Raw genomic sequence first — 19,382 nt, 5'->3', positions numbered from 1 at the left:
AAAGCCGCCATCTACCTACATGATAGCTGGTCGACAGCCGGCTCCCATTTTGCGCTAGGTCAGCCGACTACAGTGTTGCCATGACCCGGCCCTCCTGCGAGCCCTCCCAAGCCGATCTGGCCGCCGAGAACATCGACGATTCGCCCGCCCCGCGGCTGTCGGCCGATCACCCGGGCGTCAACGAGCTGTTCGCAGTCCTGGCCTACGGCGAGATCGCCGCGTTCTATCGGCTCACCGACGAGGCTCGAATGGCCCCTGACCTGCGCGGACGGATATCGATGGCGAGCATGGCCGCCGCCGAGATGCAGCACTACGAGCAGCTGCGCGACGCCCTGGAAAGCCGCGGCGTGGACGTGGTGTCGGCGATGTCCAAATACGTCTCGGCGCTCGAGAACTACCACCGGCTGACCATGCCCAGCACGTGGCTCGAGGCCTTGGTCAAGACGTATGTGGGCGACGCCCTGGCGGCCGATCTCTACCTGGAGATCGCCCACGGACTGCCCGCCGAGGTCGCCGACGTGGTTCGCGCGACGCTGTCGGAGACCGGGCATTCGCAGTTCGTCGTCGCCGAAGTCCGCGCCGCGGTGACGGCCAGCGGCAAGCAACGTAGCCGGCTGGCGCTGTGGTCACGCCGATTGTTCGGCGAAGCGATCACTCAGGCCCAGTACCTGCTGGCCGACCACGACGAGCTGGTCGACCTGGTGATGTCGGGCGCCGGCGGGCTGGGCCAGCTCAACGCGTTCTTCGACCGGATGCAGCAGACGCACGAGCGTCGCATGCACGAACTTGGCCTGAGCTGAGCGCGGCTCGGCCGTTTGGCCTCAGCCGGCGCAGGTCGCCATGTTCGAGGTGTTGGACGCGATGATCCGCTGACCGGCGGCGTTGAATACCGAGCAGTTGAGCCGGCCGTAGAAGCTGGTCGCGACGACGGATTCGGTTTCCACGCCGGGGTTCAGCACCACCACCTTCGACCACGGCAGCGACACGTTGAACTCGGTCTGCGGCACGCCCCGCGCGTCGGTGTAGACGATGTTCACCAGGTCCAGCAGCTGCTTGGTTCCATTGACGCTGTAGACGATGGTGCGCGGGTTGAGCGCGGCCGACGGCGGCGCCGCCGCGAGCGGGGGCGCGACCGTTGGCGCCGCCACCGCCGGCGGCGCGCTGGGCGCGGCGCTGGGGGTGGTCACCGTCGTGACGGTCTCGGGCGGTAACTGGGTCGGGCGCGGGGCGGCGCTGGGTGCCGCGGATGCCTTCGTCGTCGCGGGTGCCGAGGTCACCGGGTGGGGAGCCGGTGCGCCCACCGTGGCCTTGGTGGACGCGCTGTCGCCGCTGTTGATGATGACCGCGGTGGCGATGGCGCCCAGGGCGACCACCGCGCCCAGCACCGCCGTGGCGGGGCGCCAGCGCGAATCGGCCGGCCAGCCCGTCCAGTTGTAATCGGCGTTCAAGTAGGGATCGGCGTCGTCGAGCTCGTCGAGCTCGTCCGCGGGGTAATCCCGGATCCTGTCGTCAAGGTGCGCCCACGTGGTACCCATGTTGCCGAAGTTAGCCATGTGAAAGCACGGATCGGGTAGCGCGCGGGCGGCCGAGACAACCTGCAAGCGAATCGTTACCGGGCTGCGACCAAGGTTTCGCTGACCGCGAAGTGTGGGGACGCGGCGAGGTGGGGTTCAGCCGCGTCCACTAGCCTGCTGCTGACAGGGCCGGGACGGCAACACCTGCGCAAGGCTGCAAGACCCATGGAAGGGGTGACCGTGGAGGTCAAGATCGGTATCACGGATAGTCCGCGCGAGCTGGTCCTGGCCAGCACCCAGACGCCCGCCGAGGTCGAAGAACTGGTCAGCGCCGCGCTGAGCGACGCCTCCGGTCTGCTGCGCCTGAGCGACGAGCGGGGCCGCCGCTTCCTGATTCACACCACCAGAATCGCCTACGTCGAGATCGGCATCGCCGACGCACGCCGGGTGGGCTTCGGGATCAGCGCCGAAACCGGCAAACACGCCGGCAAGTGATATTAGGAGCGGGTGAGCGGCACGTGTGACAGCCCGCCCCAGGCGAACTGGACCGTGCCGTCGACCGCGTCCGCCTTGGAAATCGGGCGGTCCGAGTCCAGCCAATACCTGGCGCAGTCGACGCTGATGCCGACCAGACCGACGGCGATCATCCGGGCCCGGTGCGGGTCCAGCCCGGAATCCTCGCTGATCAACGCGAAGACCGCGTCGATGCAGGATTCGGTGGCCACGCGAACCTGGGCGGCCACTTCGGGTTCGGTGACGTAGTCGTTCTCGAAGATCAGCCGGTAACCCTGGCTGTCGTGTTCGATGAAATCGAAGAATGCCTGGACCGCGGAGTGCAGTCGGCGCCGGTTGTCGGTGGTGGTGCTCAGCGCGTTTTGAACACCCGAGACCAGATTGTGCACGTGGCGCGCCAGCACCGCCAGGTACAGCTCGAGCTTGCTCGAAAAGTGTTGATATAAAACGGGTTTGCTGACTCCGGCGCGGTCGGCGATCTCGTCCATGCCGGCCGCGTGGTAGCCGCGGTCGACGAACACGTCGCTGGCCACGATGAGCAATTGGCCGCGCCGCTCGTCGCGGGGCAACCTGTTGCCTCGCCGGTTTGAAACGGCAGCTCCGTCTGTCGGCCGACCGCGGTCAGCCGCTCTGACGGCGCGGCGCGCCGGCACCTTGGCGAGTTCGCTCATCCATTCCTCATCTGATTGTCGGCGGCCGGCCCGGTAAGGCGGGGTCAGCCGCTCGCAGCCCGTGGAAGGTACCTTACTACCCGAGGAGTCGATGCGACCGTCATCGCGGTCGTCGCCGCAGGCAGAAGCGGTGTCGGACGGCGGATTCGGGCGCGCCACGGACGGCGCCGGTCGGCGGCTGTGTAATCCTGGGGAAATGACTTCGCCCCGGCCGCCGCGCAGCACGGGTCGCGTGCCGGTGTTACGCGACGAGTGGCGGGAGCCGCTGCGGGCGCTGCGCGACCCACTCGCGCGGGAAGCCGGGCGGGCCCGGGCCGACCGCGAGCGGCCGCGGCAATGGCGTAAACAAACCTGGCTGGGGCGGTTCGTCTCCACCTATGGATGGCGTGCCTACGCCCTGCCCGTGCTGGTGGTGCTCACCGCGGTGGTCCTGTACCAGACGGTGACCGGCACCGGCGCGCCCGAGCCGACCGCCAGCCGTCCCATTCAGGGCCCGCCGGCGATCGGAGCGGTGGGCACCACGATCATCGACGCGCCGCCGCGCGGGCTCGCCGCGTTCGACGCCAACCTGCCGGCCGGGACCCTGCCCGACGGCGGCCCGTTCACCGAAGCGGGCGACAAGACGTGGCACGTGGTGCCGGGCGCCACGCCCCAGATCGGCCAGGGCACCGCAAAGGTGTTCAGATACACCGTCGAGGTGGAGAACGGCATCGACCCGACGATGTTCGGCGGCGACGACGCCTTCGCCCAGATGGTCGAGCAGACGCTGGGCAATCCGAAGGGCTGGACGCACAACCCGCAGTTCGCGTTCATCCGGATCGACAACGGCAAACCCGACTTTCGGATCTCCTTGGTGTCGCCTGTCACGGTGCGCGAGGGCTGCGGCTACGAGTTCCGTCTCGAAACCTCTTGCTACAACCCGGTTTTCGGCGCAAACCGGGAGGCGCGGGTCTTCCTCAACGAGGCCCGCTGGATACGGGGAGCCGTGCCATTCGAAGGGGACATCGGGTCCTACCGGCAATACGTGATCAACCACGAGGTCGGCCACGCCATCGGATACCTGCACCACGAGGCGTGTGAGCAGCAGGGCGCCCTGGCCCCGGTGATGATGCAGCAGACGTTCTCCACGTCGAACAACGACGCCGCCCAGTTCGACCCCGACGTCGTCAAGGCCGACGGGAAGACCTGCCGGTTCAATCCCTGGCCGTACCCGATCGCCTGACGCGCCTCAGCGCGTTGCCGCGGCCTCGGCGGGCTGCTGTGATGGTGGTAGACGCATTCCACTAGGCCGACGAGGAGATGTTTCGCAGTGTCGACGCCGCTGCCGCCCTTGGTGGCGCCCGCAGCTCACCTGACTGGCGACGAGGTGGCCCGCTACAGCCGTCACCTGATCATTCCCGGCCTTGGTCCGGAGGGGCAGAAGCGGCTCAAGAACGCGCGGGTCCTGGTGATCGGTGCGGGCGGGCTGGGCGCGCCGACGTTGCTCTACCTGGCGGCCGCCGGCGTGGGCACGATCGGCATCGTCGATTTCGATGTGGTCGACGAGTCGAACCTGCATCGCCAAATCATCCACGGGGTTGCCGACGTCGGGCGGTCGAAGGCCCAGTCGGCGCGCGACTCCATCGCCGCCATCAACCCGCTCGTCGACGTGCGGCTGCACGAGTTCCGCCTGGACTCGACCAACGCGGTCGAGTTGTTCGGCTGCTACGACCTGATCGTGGACGGCACCGACAACTTCGCCACCAGGTACCTGGTCAACGACGCCGCGGTGCTGGCGAAGAAGCCCTACGTGTGGGGGTCGATCTACCGCTTCGAGGGCCAGGTCTCGGTGTGCTGGGAGGACGCGCCGGACGGACGCGGACTCAACTATCGCGACCTCTATCCCGAGCCCCCGCCGCCCGGGTCGGTCCCCTCCTGCGCCGAGGGCGGTGTGCTGGGCATCGTCTGCGCCTCCATCGCCTCGGTGATGAGCACCGAAGTGATCAAACTCATCACCGGGATCGGCGACTCGCTGCTGGGCCGGTTGATGATCTATGACGCGCTGGAGATGACCTACCGCACCATCGCGATCCGCCGCGATCCGTCGGACGCGTCCCGGCCGAAGATCACCGAGCTCGTCGACTACGAGCAGTTGTGCGGTGTGGCGCCGCAGCCCCCGGCGCACGACGCGTCGGCCATCACCCCACGGGAGTTGCGCGACTGGCTGGATTCCGGCAAGAAGCTGGCCCTGATCGACGTGCGCGAGCCGGTGGAGTTCGACATCGTTCACATCGAGGGGGCCCAGCTGATTCCGCAGTCGTCGATCAATTCCGGCGAGGGTTTGGCAAAGCTGCCGCAGGACCGCCCGCCGGTGCTGTATTGCAAAACGGGGGTGCGCTCGGCCCAGGTGCTGGCGGTGCTGCGCGAGGCCGGATTCGCCGATGCGGTGCATCTGCAGGGCGGGATCGTGGCATGGGCGCAGCAGATGCAACCCGACATGATCATGTACTGACTGATTGCGCCTGTTGGACTCGTTAGAGTACCGGTGTGACAGTCGAGCCACCGCCGGATCATGTGCTGTCGGCGTTCGGCTTGGCCGGTGTGAAACCCGTCTATCTGGGTGCCAGCTGGGAGGGCGGCTTCCGGTGCGGCGAAGTGGTCCTGTCGCTGGTGGCCGACAACGCGCGCGCGGCCTGGTCGGCACGGGTCCGCGAAACCCTGTTCGTCGACGGCGTCCGGTTGGCCCGGCCGGTCCGTTCGACCGACGGGCGCTACGTCGTTTCCGGGTGGCGGGCGGACACCTTCGTGGCCGGGACGCCGGAGCCCCGCCACGACGAGGTCGTCTCCGCCGCGGTACGCCTGCACGAGGCGACGGGCAAACTGGACCGCCCCCGCTTTCTGACCCAGGGGCCGGCCGCGCCGTGGGGCGACGTCGACATCTTCATCGCCGCCGATCGGGCGGCCTGGGAGGAACGGCCGTTGGCCGCGGTGCCCCCGGGCGCAAGGGTGGCTCCCCCGGCGGCGGACGCCGAACGCTCGGTGGAGCTGATCCACCAGCTGGCCACCCTGCGCAAGCCGACCAAGAGCCCCAACCAGCTGGTTCACGGAGACCTTTACGGCACAGTGCTTTTCGTGGGCACCGCTGCGCCGGGAATCACCGACATCACCCCGTACTGGCGGCCCGCCTCGTGGGCGGCCGGCGTGGTCGTCATCGACGCGCTGTCCTGGGGAGAGGCCGACGACGGCCTGATCGAACGCTGGAACGCCCTGCCGGAATGGCCGCAGATGTTGTTGCGGGCGTTGATGTTTCGCCTCGCGGTTCACGCGCTGCACCCGCGGTCCACCGCCGAGGCGTTCCCCGGCCTGGCCCGCACCGCGGCGCTGGTCCGGCTGGTGCTCTGACCTGGCCGCGTGACGACCCGTCCCCCGCAAGCGGGTGGGGTCCCCGCGGAGCAGGGGAGTACCCCCAGCGCCCGGCTCCGCCCCGCGGGCGATCGCCACTAAGTTCCGTCGGCAAACTCGTAGCGAACCTCGTGCAGCGCGATTCTGCCGTCGGTCGCCAGCACGCCTTCGGCGCGCAGCAACTCCAGCTGCCGGGTCGTCAGGTGGCGTGCGGGGCGCCCGGAGGCGGTGATCACCCGGTGCCAGGGCAGGTCCGAGGAATCCGTCCGCATGATCCACCCGACGATGCGCGGGCTGGAAAGACCTGCGACAGAAGCGATGTCGCCGTAAGTGGCGACCCGACCGGACGGGATCGCGGCGACCAGTGCACGCACCCGCTCCACCTGCTCGTCGGTCACCGGCGCCACGGTCAGCGGGCTTCCAACAGCTCGCGGGTCAGCGCGGCGACTTCGTCGGGCTTGGCGTAGGGCACCATGTGGTTGCAGTCGAAATCCAGCAGCCGGAAATCCGATCCCAACCGTTGCGCCAGGCCGTCGATCAGTTCGTCGGTGACATAGGGCGGGGTGGTCCGCTTGGCCCGCACCAGAACGGTCGGGGTCTTGGCCGGCGGCAGCACCGCGTCGCGGGCCAGCTCGCTCCAGTACGACATCATCGCCGGCAGGCTGACCCGCCAGCCGTAGCGCCCGCCGGGCAGCGTGACCAGATGCTCGTCGATCTCGACGTCGAGCAGGGCAGGTTCCACATCCGACCAGGAGCCGTGCACCTTCTCCATCCGCGCCTCCCGGGCGTCCGGATAGTCGGGCGAGGAGAGCATCGCCTCGGCGATCTCGCGCATCCAGCCGCCATCCAGCCCCACCGCCGGGTCGAGCAGCAGCAGCCCCGCCACCTGGTCGGGCCGCGCCGCGGCCAGGTGCATCGCCAGCCCGCCACCGAACGAGTGACCCACGATCACCACGGGCGTGTCGGGCTGCTCGTCGAGCAGCGCGGCCAACGCCGCGACATTGGCGTCGATGGTCCACGGCGCGGCCCACGACGACCGGCCGTGGCCGACCAGATCCGGTGCGGCGATGCCGATCCCGGGCAGAAAGCCGGACAGATGACCCCAGCGCTGGCCGTGGCCGGTCAATCCATGCAACGCCAGGACCTCTGCGGGACCGGACGGGCCGTAGCGGTGCACATGCAACTTCGCGGTCACGCGTCGATGGTGCCAGCCGCCACTATCGGGAGCGGCGGGCGGTCCTCACCGGTCGTCATCCCGGTCGTCCTCGGTGGAGACGATGTAGGCCTGCTCGATCACGTCGGCCTCGTTGGCCTCCCGGTCCCCGGCCGCGACGTAGTCGATGTCCAGACCGGTCTCGTCATCGGAATCCGCGGGCCGGCGTTGTTCGACCGCGTCGCCCTCCGGCGCCTCGTCGATGGGAAAGCCGCGTTCGTCGTCGTGCATGGTCTTCAACCCCCTCCTTCCGGACGTCGTTCGCTCCCGCTCCAGGGTAGGTGCAGGCGGCGTTCGTCGTGCGCTAGCGGATCTGTCGGACCCTCGTGATGTCATGCCGTCATGGCCTACACCTGGGATGCCGAAGCGAGCAGCGTCTTAGACCCCGGGGCGCGTGGACGGCTGCGAATTCTCGGCGGGCCCGGCACCGGTAAGAGCAGCCTGCTGATCGACGCCGCGGTGGCCCGGATCGAGGCCGGTGTCCAGCCGGAATCGGTTCTGCTGCTTACCGGTTCGGGCCGGATCGGGATGGCCGAGCGCAGCGCGTTGACGACGGCGTTGCTGCGCTCGCGAGCCACCGGCGGCCGGGCCGCCGTCAGCGAGCCGCTGGTGCGGACCGTGCACGGGTACGCGTACGCGGTCTTGCGGCGCGCCGCCGAACGCGCCGGCGAGGCGCCCCCGCGGCTGGTCACCAGCGCCGAGCAGGACGCCATCATCCGGGAACTACTGGCCGGAGACCTCGAGGACGGACCGCGCGCCGCGACGGCGTGGCCCGCCCAGCTGCTGCCCGCGCTGAGCACCGCCGGCTTCGCGACCGAGCTTCGAAACCTGTTGGCCCGCTGCGCCGAACGCGGCGTCGATCCCCCAGAGCTCGAGCGGCTCGGCCGTCGTTGCCGGCGGCCGGAATGGAGCGCGGCCGGCCAATTCGCGCGCCAGTACGAGCAAGTGATGCTGCTGCGCGCGGCGGTGGGGACCGCCGCGCCGGAGGCGACCAGACCGGCCCTGGGCGCAGCCGAATTGGTCGGCGCCGCATTGGAAGCGTTTGCGGTCGACCCCGAGTTGCTGTCGGCCGAACGCGGCCGGATCCGCGTGTTGCTGATCGACGACGCCCAGCAGCTCGACCCGCAGGCGGCGCGCCTGGTTCGGGTGCTCGCGGCGGGCGCCGAGCTGGCGCTGATCGCCGGGGATCCCAACCAGGCGGTGTTCGGCTTCCGGGGCGGCGAACCGGCCGGGTTGCTCGGCGGCGACGCGCCCTCGATGACGCTGACGACGTCGCACCGGTGCGCCCCCGCCGTGGCGCGCGCGGTCAGCGGCATCGCCGGCCGGTTACCCGGCGGCAGCAGCGGCCGGCGGATCGACGGCGCCGGTGCGGGGGAGGGATCCGTCACGGTGCGTCTGGCCGCGTCGGCGCACGCCGAGGCGGCCACCATCGCCGACGCGCTGCGGCGTGCGCACCTGATCGACGGCGTGCCCTGGTCGCAGATGGCGGTCATCGTCCGGTCGGTGCCGCGGGCCGGCGCGCGATTGCCGCGGGCCCTGGCCGCGGCTGGAGTGCCGGTGGCGGCACCCGCGGTACCCGGGCCGCTGTCCGAAGAGCCGGCCGCGCGGGCCCTGCTCAGCGTGCTGCTGGCGACGGCGGACGGGCTCGACGGGCAGCAGGCGCTGGCGTTGCTGACCGGCCCTATTGGGCGCGTCGATCCGGTTTCGTTGCGTCGGCTGCGCCGAACCCTGCAGCGCGCCAACCCTTCTCGCCCCCCGGGAGACTTCGCCGACCTGTTGGCCGAGGCGCTGTCCGCTGACGCGACGCCTGCGGGGCCGCAATTCGCCGCGCTGCGCAAGGTCCGCGCGGTGCTGGACGCGGCAGCGCGCTCGCATGCCGCCGGTGCCGACCCTCGCTTCACCCTGTGGGCCGCCTGGCACCGGTCCGGGCTGCAGCGCCGCTGGCTGTCGGTGAGCGAGCGCGGCGGCCCCGCCGCGGCGCAGGCCACCCGGGACCTCGAGTCGGTGACCGCGTTGTTCGAGGTCACCGACGACTATGTGGCGTGCACCTCGGGTGCGTCGTTGCGCGGTCTGGCCGAGCACATCGCCTCGCTGGCGCTACCGAGCGCCGCCACCGAGCCCGCCACCGCGGCCGAGCAGGTCAGGGTGCTCAGCGCGCACGCCGCGCTGGGGCACGAATGGGATTTCGTGGTCATCGCGGGATTGCAGGATGGCTTGTGGCCCAACACCGTTCCGCGTGGCGGCGTGCTGGCCACCCAGCGGTTGCTGGACGTGCTGGACGGGGTCGGCGCGGACGCCTCGGTGCGGGCTCCGCTGCTGGCCGAGGAGCGCAGGCTGCTGGTGGCGGCGCTGGGCCGGGCCCGGCGCCGGCTGCTGGTGACGGCCGTCGACAGCGAGACCGGTGGGGCGGGTCTGGAGGCGGCGCTGCCGTCGGTCTTCTTCACCGAGATCGCGCAGTGGGCCGACGACGACGCCGATAGCGAACCGGTCTCGGCGCCGCGGGTGTTGTCCGCGTCCGCGCTGGTGGGCCGGCTGCGTGGGGTGGTGTGCGCGCCCGACGGGGCGGTGGACGATCGCGCCCGCGACTGCGCGGCAACGCAATTGGCACGGCTGGCCAAAGCCGGCGTACCCGGCGCCGACCCGGCCGGATGGCACGGATTGACCCCGATCAGCACCGGCGAACCGCTGCACGGCAGTGGTGACGTGGTCACCTTGACGCCCTCGACCATGCAGACACTCAGCGACTGCCCGCTGCGCTGGCTCGCCGAGCGGCACGGCGGATCCGACCCGCGCGACGTGCGCTCGGCGATCGGGTCGATGGTGCACGCCCTGATCGCCGAGCCGCACCGCAGCGAATCGGAACTGCTGGCCGAGCTGGACCGCGCCTGGGAGCATCTGCCCGTTGCGGCGCAATGGCATTCGGATAACGAGCTGGCCCGACACCGCGCCATGCTGGAGGCGTTCATCGAGTGGCGGGCGCAGACCCGGGGCGCGCTGACCGAGGTCGGCGTCGAGGTCGAGATCGACGGAACCCTGAGCACCGGGGACGGCGGCGAGGTGCGACTGCGTGGCCGGGTCGACCGGCTGGAGCGCGACGCCGCGGGGCGGCTGGTGATCGTCGACATCAAAACGGGCAAGAACCCGGCCAGCAAGGACGATGCACAGCAACACGCCCAGCTGGCCGTGTATCAGCTGGCGGTGGCGGAGGGACTGCTCGGCAACGGTGCCGACAACGTCGAGCCCGGCGGCGCGCGGTTGGTGTACCTCGGTAAGGCCGGGGCATCGGGAGTGGCTGAACGCGAACAGGATCCGCTGACCACCGCCGCCGGGGACGAATGGCGCGAGATCATCGCGCGTGCGGCCGGCGCGACGTCCGGACCGCAGTTCGTCGCGCGGCGCAACGACGGCTGCGCGCACTGCCCCGTCCGGCCGAACTGTCCGGCCCACGCCGACGGGTCCCCGCGGTGACCGCGCCGCGCTACAGCCCCGCCGAATTGGCCGGCGCGCTGGGGCTTTTCCCGCCCACCGACGAGCAGGCCGCCGTCATCGCCGCGCCGCCGGGGCCGCTGGTGGTCATCGCCGGGGCCGGCGCCGGCAAGACCGAGACCATGGCCGCGCGGGTGGTGTGGCTGGTCGCCAACGGCTATGCGGCACCCGCTCAGGTGCTCGGTTTGACCTTCACCCGCAAGGCCGCCGGCCAACTGCTGCGCCGCGTCCGGTCCCGGCTGGCCCGGCTGGCCGGTATCGGCCTGGGAGCGCCGGGCGCCGGCGGCGATGCGGCCGTCGACACCGACGGCGCACCGACGGTCAGCACCTACCACGCCTTCGCGGGCTCGTTACTGCGCGACTACGGGCTGTTGCTGCCCGTCGAACCGGACACCCGGCTGCTCGGCGAAACCGAGTTGTGGCAGCTGGCTTTCGACGTGGTGAACACCTATCCCGGGGAACTGCGGACCGACAAGACGCCTGCGGCCGTCACCTCGATGGTGCTGCGGCTGTGGGGACAACTGGCCGAGCACCTGGTGGACACCGGCCAGCTGCGCGACACCCACGTGGAGCTGGAGCGGCTCATCCACTCCCTGCCCGCGGGCCCCTACCAAAGCGACCGCGGCCCCAGCCAATGGCTGCTGCGGTTGCTGGCCACCCAGACCGAACGCGCCGAATTGGTGCCACTGCTCGACGCGCTCAACGACCGCATGCGCGCCGCCAAGGCGATGGACTTCGGGATGCAGATGGCCTCGGCGGCCAGGCTGGCGGCGGCGTTCCCACAAGTCGGCGAGGAGCTGCGTAGCCGCTACCGGGTGGTACTCCTCGACGAGTATCAGGACACCGGTCACGCCCAACGCATCGCGCTCTCAGCACTATTCGGCGGCGGAGTCGACGACGGGCTGGCGCTCACCGCCGTCGGCGACCCCATTCAATCGATCTACGGCTGGCGTGGCGCGTCGGCCACCAACCTGCCGCGGTTCACCACCGACTTCCCCCGATCCGACGGCACCCCCGCCCCCATGTGCGAGTTGCGGACCAGCTGGCGCAACCCGCCGACGACCCTGCGGGTGGCCAACGCGGTCTCGGCGCAGGCGCGGCGGCGATCGGTGGCCGTGCACGCGCTGCGCCCGCGCCCGGATGCCCCGCCCGGCACCGTGCGCTGCGCATTGCTGCCCGACGTGATGGCCGAGCGGGAGTGGATCGCCGACCATCTCGACGCGCAGTACCGGCGGGCCCGCGACGAGGGCGCTGCGCCGCCGACGGCCGCGGTGCTGGTGCGCCGCAACGCCGACGCCGCGCCCATCGCCGACGCGTTGCGCGCCCGCGGCATCCCCGTCGAGGTCGTCGGGCTGGCCGGGCTGCTGGCCATCCCTGAGGTCGCCGAGGTGGTGGCCATGCTGCGACTGATCGCCGATCCGACGGCCGGCGCGGCGGCGATGCGGGTGCTGACCGGGTCGCGCTGGCGCCTTGGTGCCCGCGACCTCGCGGCGCTGTGGCAGCGTGCGCGTGCACTCGGCGGAGCCGCGCCGCCCGCCGAAGCGTCCTCGCCCGAGGCGATCGCGAAAGCGGCCGGCCCCGACGCCGACACCGTATGCCTGGCCGACGCGATCGCCGATCCCGGTGCGGCGCAGGCATATTCGACTCCTGGGTATCAGCGCATCACGGCTCTGGCCGCCGAACTGAGTGCCCTGCGTGCCCACCTCGGCCACCCGCTGCCGGACCTGGTCGCCGAGGTGCGGCGTGTGCTGGGCATCGACTGCGAAGTCCGGGCCGCAGCGGGGGTCGGTGCCGGCTGGGCCGGCACCGAGCACCTGGATACGTTCGCTGACGTCGTCGCCGGTTACGCCGAACGCACCGACCCCGCAATCGGATCGGCGGCCACCTCGGTGGCCGGCCTGCTGGCATTCCTGGACGTCGCCGAGACCGTCGAGAACGGTTTGGCGCCGGCGCCGTTGACGGTCGCCCGCGACCGCGTCCAGGTGCTCACCGTGCACTCCGCAAAGGGGCTGGAGTGGCAGGTCGTGGCGGTGGCTCACCTATCCGGCGGCACTTTCCCGTCGACGGCGTCGAAGAGCACCTGGCTCACCGACGCCGCCGAGCTGCCGCCGCTGTTGCGCGGCGATCGCGCGGCCGCCGGTGCCCTGGGCATCCCGGTGATGGACACCTCCGACGTCACCAACCGAAAGCAGCTGTCGGACAAGATCTCCGAGCATCGCCGCCAGCTCGAGCAGCGGCGCATCGACGAGGAACGACGGCTGTTGTACGTGGCCATCACGCGGGCCGAGGACACCCTGCTGGTGTCCGGGCACCACTGGGGGGCCACCGGCATCAAGCCGCGCGGGCCGTCTGACTTCCTCTGCGAGATCAAGGCGGTCATCGACGATTCGGCCGCGGCCGGCGACCCTTGCGGAACGGTGGAACATTGGGCGCCCGCGCCCGCCGACGGCGAGCGAAACCCCCTACGCGACAACGTCGTCGAAGCGGTATGGCCGCCCGACCCACTGGGGTGGCGGCGCGACGACGTCGAGCATGGCGCCGCGCTGGTGAGGCGGGCGCTGGTGGCCGACACGACCGAGACCGGCGTCGATGTGGACGGCTGGGCCGCCGACGTCGATGCACTGCTGGCCGAGCGTGCCCGGTCGGTGCAGCCGGCGCCCCACGCCCTGCCGGGCCAGTTGTCGGTCAGCTCCCTGGTGGGGCTGGCGCGTGATCCGGCCGGTACAGCGCGGCGGTTGGCGTACCGGTTGCCGTCTCGGCCGGAGCCGCATGCGTTGCTGGGCAATGCGTTTCACGCATGGGTTCAGAGATTTTATGGCGCCGAGTGTTTGTTCGAGTTGGGCGACCTGCCTGGCGCGGCAGATTGCGATGCCGGCGACGCCGCGGAACTGACCGCGCTGCAGGATGCTTTCACCGAATCACCCTGGGCCGCAAGGGTGCCCGTCGCCATCGAGGTGCCGTTCGAAATGCCGATCGGCGGCACACTGGTACGCGGGCGCATCGACGCCGTCTTCGCCGATCCCGACGGCGGCGCCACCGTGGTGGACTGGAAGACCGGTGAACCGCCGCGAGGGCCGCAAGCGATGCGGCAGGCCGCCGTCCAGCTCGCCGTGTACCGCCAGGCCTGGGCGGCGCTGGCCGGCGTCCCGGAATCCTCGGTGCGCACCGCCTTTTACTACGTGCGCGCCCGCACCACCGTGATCCCCGAGGAACTGCCGAGCGGCGCCGAGGTGGCCGGGTTGCTGATGGTTCCGGACGGCGACCGGCGGGTCCAGGTGTGACGTGCGCCGCCCGAGTACTGGTGGAGGTGTGGCCGTGGTTACATAAGACGCGTGCGTGTCTCGTGCGCAAAAGGTAAGCCGATGACGGACCGCCGTGGGCAACGGTAGGTCCCGAAGGCTGAGCGGTCTGGACGAAACCCTGACCGCTCAGCGCGGTCACCAGCTGATCGGCGTGGTGCGCATCCCCGAGGAGCATGCCAGTCCGATCCGGGTCATCACCCGCCGCCTGGCCATCGCACTCGTGGTGCTGTTCGCGGCGGCGCTCATCGTCTATGTGGACCGCGACGGTTACCGAGACGTCCGCAACGAACCGCTGACCTTCCTGGACTGCGTGTACTTCTCCGCGGTGTCGCTGTCGACCACCGGCTACGGCGACATCACGCCGTACACCGAAACCGCGCGGCTGGTGCACACCCTGATCTTCACCGCGCTGCGGATCGCGTTCTTGGCGGTGTTGGTCGGCACCACCCTCGAAGTGCTGTCCGAGCGATCTCGCCGCGGGTGGAAGATCCAGCGTTGGAGGAGCAGAGTGCGCAACCACACCATCGTGATCGGCTACGGGACCAAGGGGAAGACGGCGGTCGCCGCGATCCTCGGCGACGAGACGGTTCAGACCGAGGTCGTCGTCGTCGACACCGATCGCAGCGCGCTCGAGCACGCCGAAAGCGCGGGCCTGGTCACGCTCCACGGTGACGCCACCAAAGCCGACGTGCTGCGGTTGGCCGGCGCCCAGCACGCGGCCTCGATCATCGTCGCCACCAGCCGCGACGACACCGCGGTGCTGGTGACGCTGACGGCGCGCGAAATCGCGCCCAAGGCCAAGATCGTCGCGTCGATCCGGGAGACCGAGAATCAGCACCTGCTGCAGCAGTCGGGCGCGGACTCGGTGGTGGTGTCCTCGGCCACCGCCGGGCGGCTCCTCGGCCTGGCCACCACCACCCCCAGCGTCGTGGAGATGATCGAGGATCTGCTGACCCCCGACGCCGGGCTGGCCATCGCCGAGCGTGAGGTGGAGCAGACCGAAGTCGGCGGGTCGCCGCGGCACCTGCGCGACACCGTGCTCGGCGTGGTGCGCGACGGCCACCTGCTGCGCATTGGCGCGCCGGAAGTGGACGCCATCGAGGCCAACGACCGACTGCTCTATATCCGAAACGCCGACCACTGATGGCGATAGCGGACTTTCAGCTGCGCAGCGTCCCACTGCTGTCGCGGGTCGGTGCCGACCGCGCCGATCAGCTGCGCACCGACGTCGAGGCCGCCACCGCGGGCTGGGCGGATGCGGCGCTGCTGCGAGTGGATTCGCGCAATCAGGTGCTGGCCGCCAACGGTCGGGTGGTGCTCGGGGCGGCCGCCGAAATCGGCGACAAGCCGCCGTCGGAGGCCGTTTTTCTGGGGCGCCTCGAGGACGGCCGTCACGTCTGGGGCGTGCGCGGCCCGCTGCAGGCTCCGGAGGATCCCGATGCGCCCGCCGAGGTGGTGAATCTGCGCAGCCTCGGTCCGATCTTCGACGACACCAGCAGTCAGCTGGTGTCCGCGGCCGTCGCGCTGCTGAACTGGCATGAGAAGGCGCGTTTCAGCCCCGAGGACGGCTCGCCGACCAGGCCGGCCCGGGCGGGCTGGGCACGCGTCAACCCGGTTACCGGACATGAGGAGTTCCCGAGGATCGACCCGGCGGTGATCTGCCTGGTCCACGACGGCGGTGAGCGCGCGGTGCTGGCCCGCCAGGCGGTGTGGCCGGAGCGGATGTTCTCGCTGCTGGCCGGATTCGTCGAGGCCGGCGAATCTTTCGAGGTGTGCGTCGCCCGGGAAATCCGCGAGGAGATCGGCCTGACGGTCCGTGACGTGCGGTACCTGGGCAGTCAGCCGTGGCCGTTCCCGCGCTCGCTGATGGTCGGCTTCCACGCCGTCGGCGACCCGGCCGAGGAATTCTCGTTCAACGACGGCGAGATCGCCGAGGCGGCCTGGTTCACGCGCGACGAGGTGCGTGCCGCGCTGGCGGCGGGGGACTGGTCCAGCTCGTCGGAGTCGAATCTGTTGCTGCCCGGGTCGATTTCGATCGCCCGGGTGATCATCGAATCCTGGGCGGCGATCGACTGACCGGACGCTTAGGCGCCGGCCTCGGCCAGCTTCGCCTTCACTTCGGCGGCGCTGGGGTTGGTCAGAGTCGACCCGTCGGCGAACTTCACCGTCGGAACCGTCCGGTTGCCGCCGTTGACCGAGCTGACGAAATCGGCGGCCGCCGCGTCGTGCTCGATGTCGACCGCCTCGTAGGGAATGCCGTTGGACTTCAGCACCGTCATGAGCCGATGGCAGTAACCGCACCAGGAGGTGGTGTAGACGGTGAGCGGGGCAGAGGTCATAGCTCGTTAACGTAGCCCGGCGACCATGCATTCCGCGCGGGGGTCCCGCGCAGACGCGCCGCGGCGAGATGCGTGGGATCCGCCGACTCGCCGGGGCGACACGCCAAGTCCCGCCGATTGGGGCGTGGCGATGCGCGGGGTTTGTCGGCGACCGCTGCCAAGATGGACGCCATGCCGACGGTCGCCGATCCATTGACAGCCGGGCTGGACGACGAGCAGCGCGAGGCCGTGCTGGCTCCCCGCGGCCCGGTCTGCGTGCTGGCCGGCGCCGGAACGGGAAAGACCCGCACCATCACGCACCGGATCGCCCAGCTGGTCGCCGGCGGTCACGTCGCGCCCGGTCAGGTGCTCGCGGTCACGTTCACCCAGCGGGCGGCGGGGGAGATGCGCTCGAGGCTGCGGACGATCGACGCCGCGGCGGGCGCCGGTAACTCCGTCGGCGCGGTCTCGGCCCTGACGTTTCACGCGGCCGCGCACCGGCAGCTGCGGTATTTCTGGCCGCGGGTGGTCGGCGACACGGGCTGGCAGCTGCTGGACAGCAAATTCGCCGTCGTCGCCCGCGCGGCCGGCCGCGCCCGGATCAACGCCAGCACCGACGACGTGCGCGACCTGGCCGGCGAGATCGAGTGGGCCAAAGCGTCGTTGATCGGGCCGGAGGAATACCCGGCCGCGGTGGCCGCCGCCGCGCGCGACATCCCGCTCGACGCCGCGCGGGTCGCAGCCGTTTACGCCGCCTACGAGGCGCTCAAGGTCCGCGACGAGAACGTCACCCTGCTCGATTTCGACGACCTGCTGCTGCACACCGCGGCCGCGATCGAAAACGACGCCGCGGTGGCCGAGGAGTTCCGGGACCGCTACCGCTGCTTTGTCGTCGACGAGTATCAGGACGTCACGCCTTTGCAGCAGCGGGTGCTGTCGGCGTGGCTGGGCGATCGCGACGACCTGACGGTGGTAGGCGACGCGAACCAGACGATCTACTCGTTCACCGGGGCGTCTCCGCGGTTCCTGCTCGACTTCTCCCGCCGGTTCCCCGACGCGACCGTGGTCCGCCTGGAGCGCGACTACCGCTCCACCCCGCAGGTGGTGTCGTTGGCCAACCAGGTGATCGCGGCGGCCCGCGGCCGGGTCGCGGGCAGCAAGCTGCACCTGGTGGGTCAGCGGGCGCCGGGCCCGGCGCCGTCGTTCCACGAGCATCCCGACGAACCCGCCGAGGCCGCCGCGGTCGCGGTGTCGATCAAGCGGCTCATCGAATCCGGCACCCCGCCGTCGGAGATCGCGGTGCTGTACCGGGTCAACGCTCAATCGGAGATCTACGAGGAGGCGTTGACCGAGGCCGGCCTTCCCTATCAGGTCCGAGGCGGCGAGGGATTCTTCAATCGCCAGGAGATCAAGCAGGCCCTGCTGGCGCTGCAGCGCGCCGCCGAACGCAGCGGCGCCGAGCCCCTGCGCGAGCCACTGCCCGCCGTGGTCCGTGCGATCCTGGAGCCGTTGGGGCTGACGGCCGAAGAGCCGGTCGGCACCCGGGCCCGGGAGCGCTGGGAGGCCCTGACCGCGCTGGCCGAGCTGGTCGACGACGAGGTGGCCCAGCGGCCGGAGCTCGACTTCCCCCGGTTGGTGGCAGAGCTGCGGACGCGAGCCGACGCCCGGCATCCACCGGTGGTGCAGGGCGTCGCGCTGGCGTCGCTGCACGCCGCCAAGGGGCTCGAGTGGGACGCGGTGTTTCTGGTCGGGCTGGCCGACGGCACGCTGCCCATCTCGCACGCGTTGGCCCACGGCGCCGAAAGCGAAGCGGTCGAGGAGGAGCGGCGCCTGCTCTACGTCGGAATCACCAGGGCCCGCACACATTTGGCGCTCAGCTGGGCGCTGGCCCGCAGCCCGGGTGGGCGCCAGAGTCGCAAGCCGTCGCGGTTCCTCAACGGCATCGCGCCCCACGCGCGCGCCGATGCGGCGCCGAGCAAGTCCCGGCGTAACCGCGGCACCGCGACCCGCTGCCGAATCTGCAACAACAACCTGACCACCCCGGCAGCCGTCATGCTGCGGCGCTGTGAGACCTGCGCCGCCGACATCGACGAGGATCTGTTGCTGCGGCTCAAGGCCTGGCGGCTGGACATCGCCAAGGAGCAGAAGGTGCCCGCCTACGTCGTCTTCACCGACAACACGCTGATCGCCATCGCCGAGCTGCTGCCCGGCGACGAGGAGGCGTTGATCGGGATTCCCGGCATCGGCGCCCGCAAGCTGGAACAGTACGGCCCCGACGTGTTGGAACTGGTCCGCGGGCGCTGACCGATAAACCCGCTGGTCAGAAAATCGGTTGTGGTGATCGGCGGTCACCGTTTACCCTCGAAACCGCAAACTCGGCACTACGGAGAAGGAAGGTGGCCACGATGCTCAACGACGCGTTCGGTGTAGGCGTGGCCCGCGCGACCCGCCCCGTTTCGGCCGCGGCCGCCTTCCATGCCGCACACGCCGCCACGGCGGCCGCGCGTAAGCATCGCGCCGCCGCCGCGACCGACGCGTCCGTAGATGTCGGGGGCCCACCGAAGGCAAGGTAAGCACCCGCCCGGTTTTCTCCCAGATGGCCACGGACCCGAAGTCAAAAGGATCCGTGGCCATAGTTGTAGGTCGGCAACTTTTCGACCTGGTCCGGATCACTGCAAAGCAACCCAGATCAGGAAGTAGGTGGTAGGACATGTCGGCACCGACAGTCCCCAGACAAGCCCTGCCGTGCCACGTCGGCGATCCCGACCTGTGGTTCGCCGACGCCCCGGCCGATCTCGAGCGGGCCAAGACGCTGTGCGCCAGTTGCCCGGTCCGGCGGCAGTGCCTGGCCGCCGCGTTGGAACGGGCCGAACCGTGGGGCGTCTGGGGCGGCGAAATCATCGACCGCGGCTCGGTTCTGAGCTTCAAACGGCCCCGCGGACGACCCCGCAAGGGTTGTGGGCAGGACGGGGCCGCCGCCTAGG

General features: G+C 70.6%; 18 protein-coding genes. 12 read left to right on the top strand and 6 right to left on the bottom strand.

Annotation, left to right across the window (positions count from 1 at the left end; translation table 11 throughout):
• The first annotated feature begins 80 nt into the window (after positions 1-80).
• Complete coding sequence (locus AC5Y30_RS19195) at positions 81-800, top strand: ferritin-like fold-containing protein (RefSeq protein ID WP_499920266.1); 720 nt, start codon at positions 81-83, stop codon at positions 798-800.
• Positions 801-821: 21 nt separating this feature from the next.
• Here the strand turns inward: AC5Y30_RS19195 and AC5Y30_RS19190 are convergent, their stop codons facing one another.
• Entirely contained in the window at positions 822-1,535 is a 714-nt protein-coding gene (locus AC5Y30_RS19190) for an MmpS family transport accessory protein (RefSeq protein WP_499920265.1), read from the bottom strand.
• A 219-nt stretch (positions 1,536-1,754) separates the two neighbouring features.
• Between AC5Y30_RS19190 and AC5Y30_RS19185 the strand changes: the two genes are divergently transcribed.
• Positions 1,755-2,009, top strand: coding sequence for a DUF3107 domain-containing protein (locus AC5Y30_RS19185; RefSeq protein WP_499920725.1), 255 nt, complete (start codon positions 1,755-1,757; stop codon positions 2,007-2,009).
• A 2-nt stretch (positions 2,010-2,011) separates the two neighbouring features.
• On the opposite strand, the gene fasR is transcribed toward AC5Y30_RS19185, so the two are convergent.
• A complete protein-coding gene (gene fasR, locus AC5Y30_RS19180; protein ID WP_499920264.1) occupies positions 2,012-2,698 on the bottom strand; it encodes an HTH-type transcriptional activator FasR in 687 nt (228 codons plus the stop codon).
• A 91-nt stretch (positions 2,699-2,789) separates the two neighbouring features.
• Between fasR and AC5Y30_RS19175 the strand changes: the two genes are divergently transcribed.
• The 3 genes from AC5Y30_RS19175 to AC5Y30_RS19165 all read left to right on the top strand — a co-directional run bounded on the left by AC5Y30_RS19175 (position 2,790) and on the right by AC5Y30_RS19165 (position 6,079).
• The gene (locus AC5Y30_RS19175; RefSeq protein ID WP_499920263.1) at positions 2,790-3,920 is read left to right on the top strand and encodes a DUF3152 domain-containing protein; all 1,131 of its coding nucleotides are present in this window, start codon (positions 2,790-2,792) and stop codon (positions 3,918-3,920) included.
• A gap of 87 nt (positions 3,921-4,007) precedes the next feature.
• Positions 4,008-5,189 carry an adenylyltransferase/sulfurtransferase MoeZ gene (gene moeZ, locus AC5Y30_RS19170; RefSeq protein WP_499920262.1) on the top strand — a complete coding sequence of 394 codons (1,182 nt, stop codon included), beginning with the start codon at positions 4,008-4,010 and terminating at the stop codon, positions 5,187-5,189.
• Positions 5,190-5,224: 35 nt separating this feature from the next.
• Positions 5,225-6,079, top strand: a complete 855-nt coding sequence (locus AC5Y30_RS19165; protein ID WP_499920261.1) for a TIGR02569 family protein — start codon at positions 5,225-5,227, stop codon at positions 6,077-6,079.
• Positions 6,080-6,177: 98 nt separating this feature from the next.
• On the opposite strand, the gene AC5Y30_RS19160 is transcribed toward AC5Y30_RS19165, so the two are convergent.
• The 3 genes from AC5Y30_RS19160 to AC5Y30_RS19150 are packed head-to-tail and all read right to left on the bottom strand — an operon-like array spanning position 6,178 to position 7,523.
• A complete protein-coding gene (locus AC5Y30_RS19160; RefSeq protein WP_499920260.1) occupies positions 6,178-6,486 on the bottom strand; it encodes an MGMT family protein in 309 nt (102 codons plus the stop codon).
• Between the two features lie 2 nt (positions 6,487-6,488).
• On the bottom strand, positions 6,489-7,274 hold the full coding sequence (locus tag AC5Y30_RS19155) for an alpha/beta fold hydrolase (protein ID WP_499920259.1): 786 nt from the start codon (positions 7,272-7,274) through the stop codon (positions 6,489-6,491).
• 45 nt (positions 7,275-7,319) lie between these two features.
• Positions 7,320-7,523, bottom strand: a complete 204-nt coding sequence (locus tag AC5Y30_RS19150) for an Rv3202a family protein (RefSeq protein WP_499920722.1) — start codon at positions 7,521-7,523, stop codon at positions 7,320-7,322.
• 111 nt (positions 7,524-7,634) lie between these two features.
• On the opposite strand from AC5Y30_RS19150, the gene AC5Y30_RS19145 reads away from it, so the two are divergent.
• The 4 genes from AC5Y30_RS19145 (at position 7,635) to nudC (ending at position 16,156) form a co-directional block, all read left to right on the top strand.
• A complete protein-coding gene (locus AC5Y30_RS19145) occupies positions 7,635-10,760 on the top strand; it encodes a PD-(D/E)XK nuclease family protein (RefSeq protein WP_499920258.1) in 3,126 nt (1,041 codons plus the stop codon).
• Positions 10,727-14,059, top strand: coding sequence for an ATP-dependent helicase (locus AC5Y30_RS19140; RefSeq protein ID WP_499920720.1), 3,333 nt, complete (start codon positions 10,727-10,729; stop codon positions 14,057-14,059). Before AC5Y30_RS19145 ends, AC5Y30_RS19140 begins: the two co-directional genes overlap by 34 nt.
• A 94-nt stretch (positions 14,060-14,153) precedes the next feature.
• Positions 14,154-15,224 (top strand): potassium channel family protein, encoded by a 1,071-nt coding sequence (locus tag AC5Y30_RS19135; RefSeq protein ID WP_499920257.1) that lies wholly within the window; start codon positions 14,154-14,156, stop codon positions 15,222-15,224.
• Positions 15,224-16,156, top strand: coding sequence for an NAD(+) diphosphatase (gene nudC, locus AC5Y30_RS19130; RefSeq protein WP_499920256.1), 933 nt, complete (start codon positions 15,224-15,226; stop codon positions 16,154-16,156). Before AC5Y30_RS19135 ends, nudC begins: the two co-directional genes overlap by 1 nt.
• An 8-nt stretch (positions 16,157-16,164) precedes the next feature.
• Here the strand turns inward: nudC and mrx1 are convergent, their stop codons facing one another.
• Positions 16,165-16,419, bottom strand: coding sequence for a mycoredoxin Mrx1 (gene mrx1 / locus AC5Y30_RS19125; RefSeq protein WP_067128113.1), 255 nt, complete (start codon positions 16,417-16,419; stop codon positions 16,165-16,167).
• 171 nt (positions 16,420-16,590) lie between these two features.
• Here mrx1 and AC5Y30_RS19120 point away from each other — a divergent pair, with 171 nt between their 5' ends.
• The 3 genes from AC5Y30_RS19120 to AC5Y30_RS19110 all read left to right on the top strand — a co-directional run bounded on the left by AC5Y30_RS19120 (position 16,591) and on the right by AC5Y30_RS19110 (position 19,381).
• Entirely contained in the window at positions 16,591-18,702 is a 2,112-nt protein-coding gene (locus AC5Y30_RS19120; protein WP_499920255.1) for an ATP-dependent DNA helicase UvrD2, read from the top strand.
• Positions 18,703-18,794: 92 nt separating this feature from the next.
• Entirely contained in the window at positions 18,795-18,971 is a 177-nt protein-coding gene (locus tag AC5Y30_RS19115) for a hypothetical protein (RefSeq protein WP_499920788.1), read from the top strand.
• Between the two features lie 137 nt (positions 18,972-19,108).
• On the top strand, positions 19,109-19,381 hold the full coding sequence (locus AC5Y30_RS19110; RefSeq protein WP_499920254.1) for a WhiB family transcriptional regulator: 273 nt from the start codon (positions 19,109-19,111) through the stop codon (positions 19,379-19,381).
• Position 19,382: the final 1 nt, after the last annotated feature.

This window comes from Mycobacterium sp. NGS27 (assembly GCF_059813005.1).
This window is presented reverse-complemented; position numbering and strand designations above follow the sequence as displayed.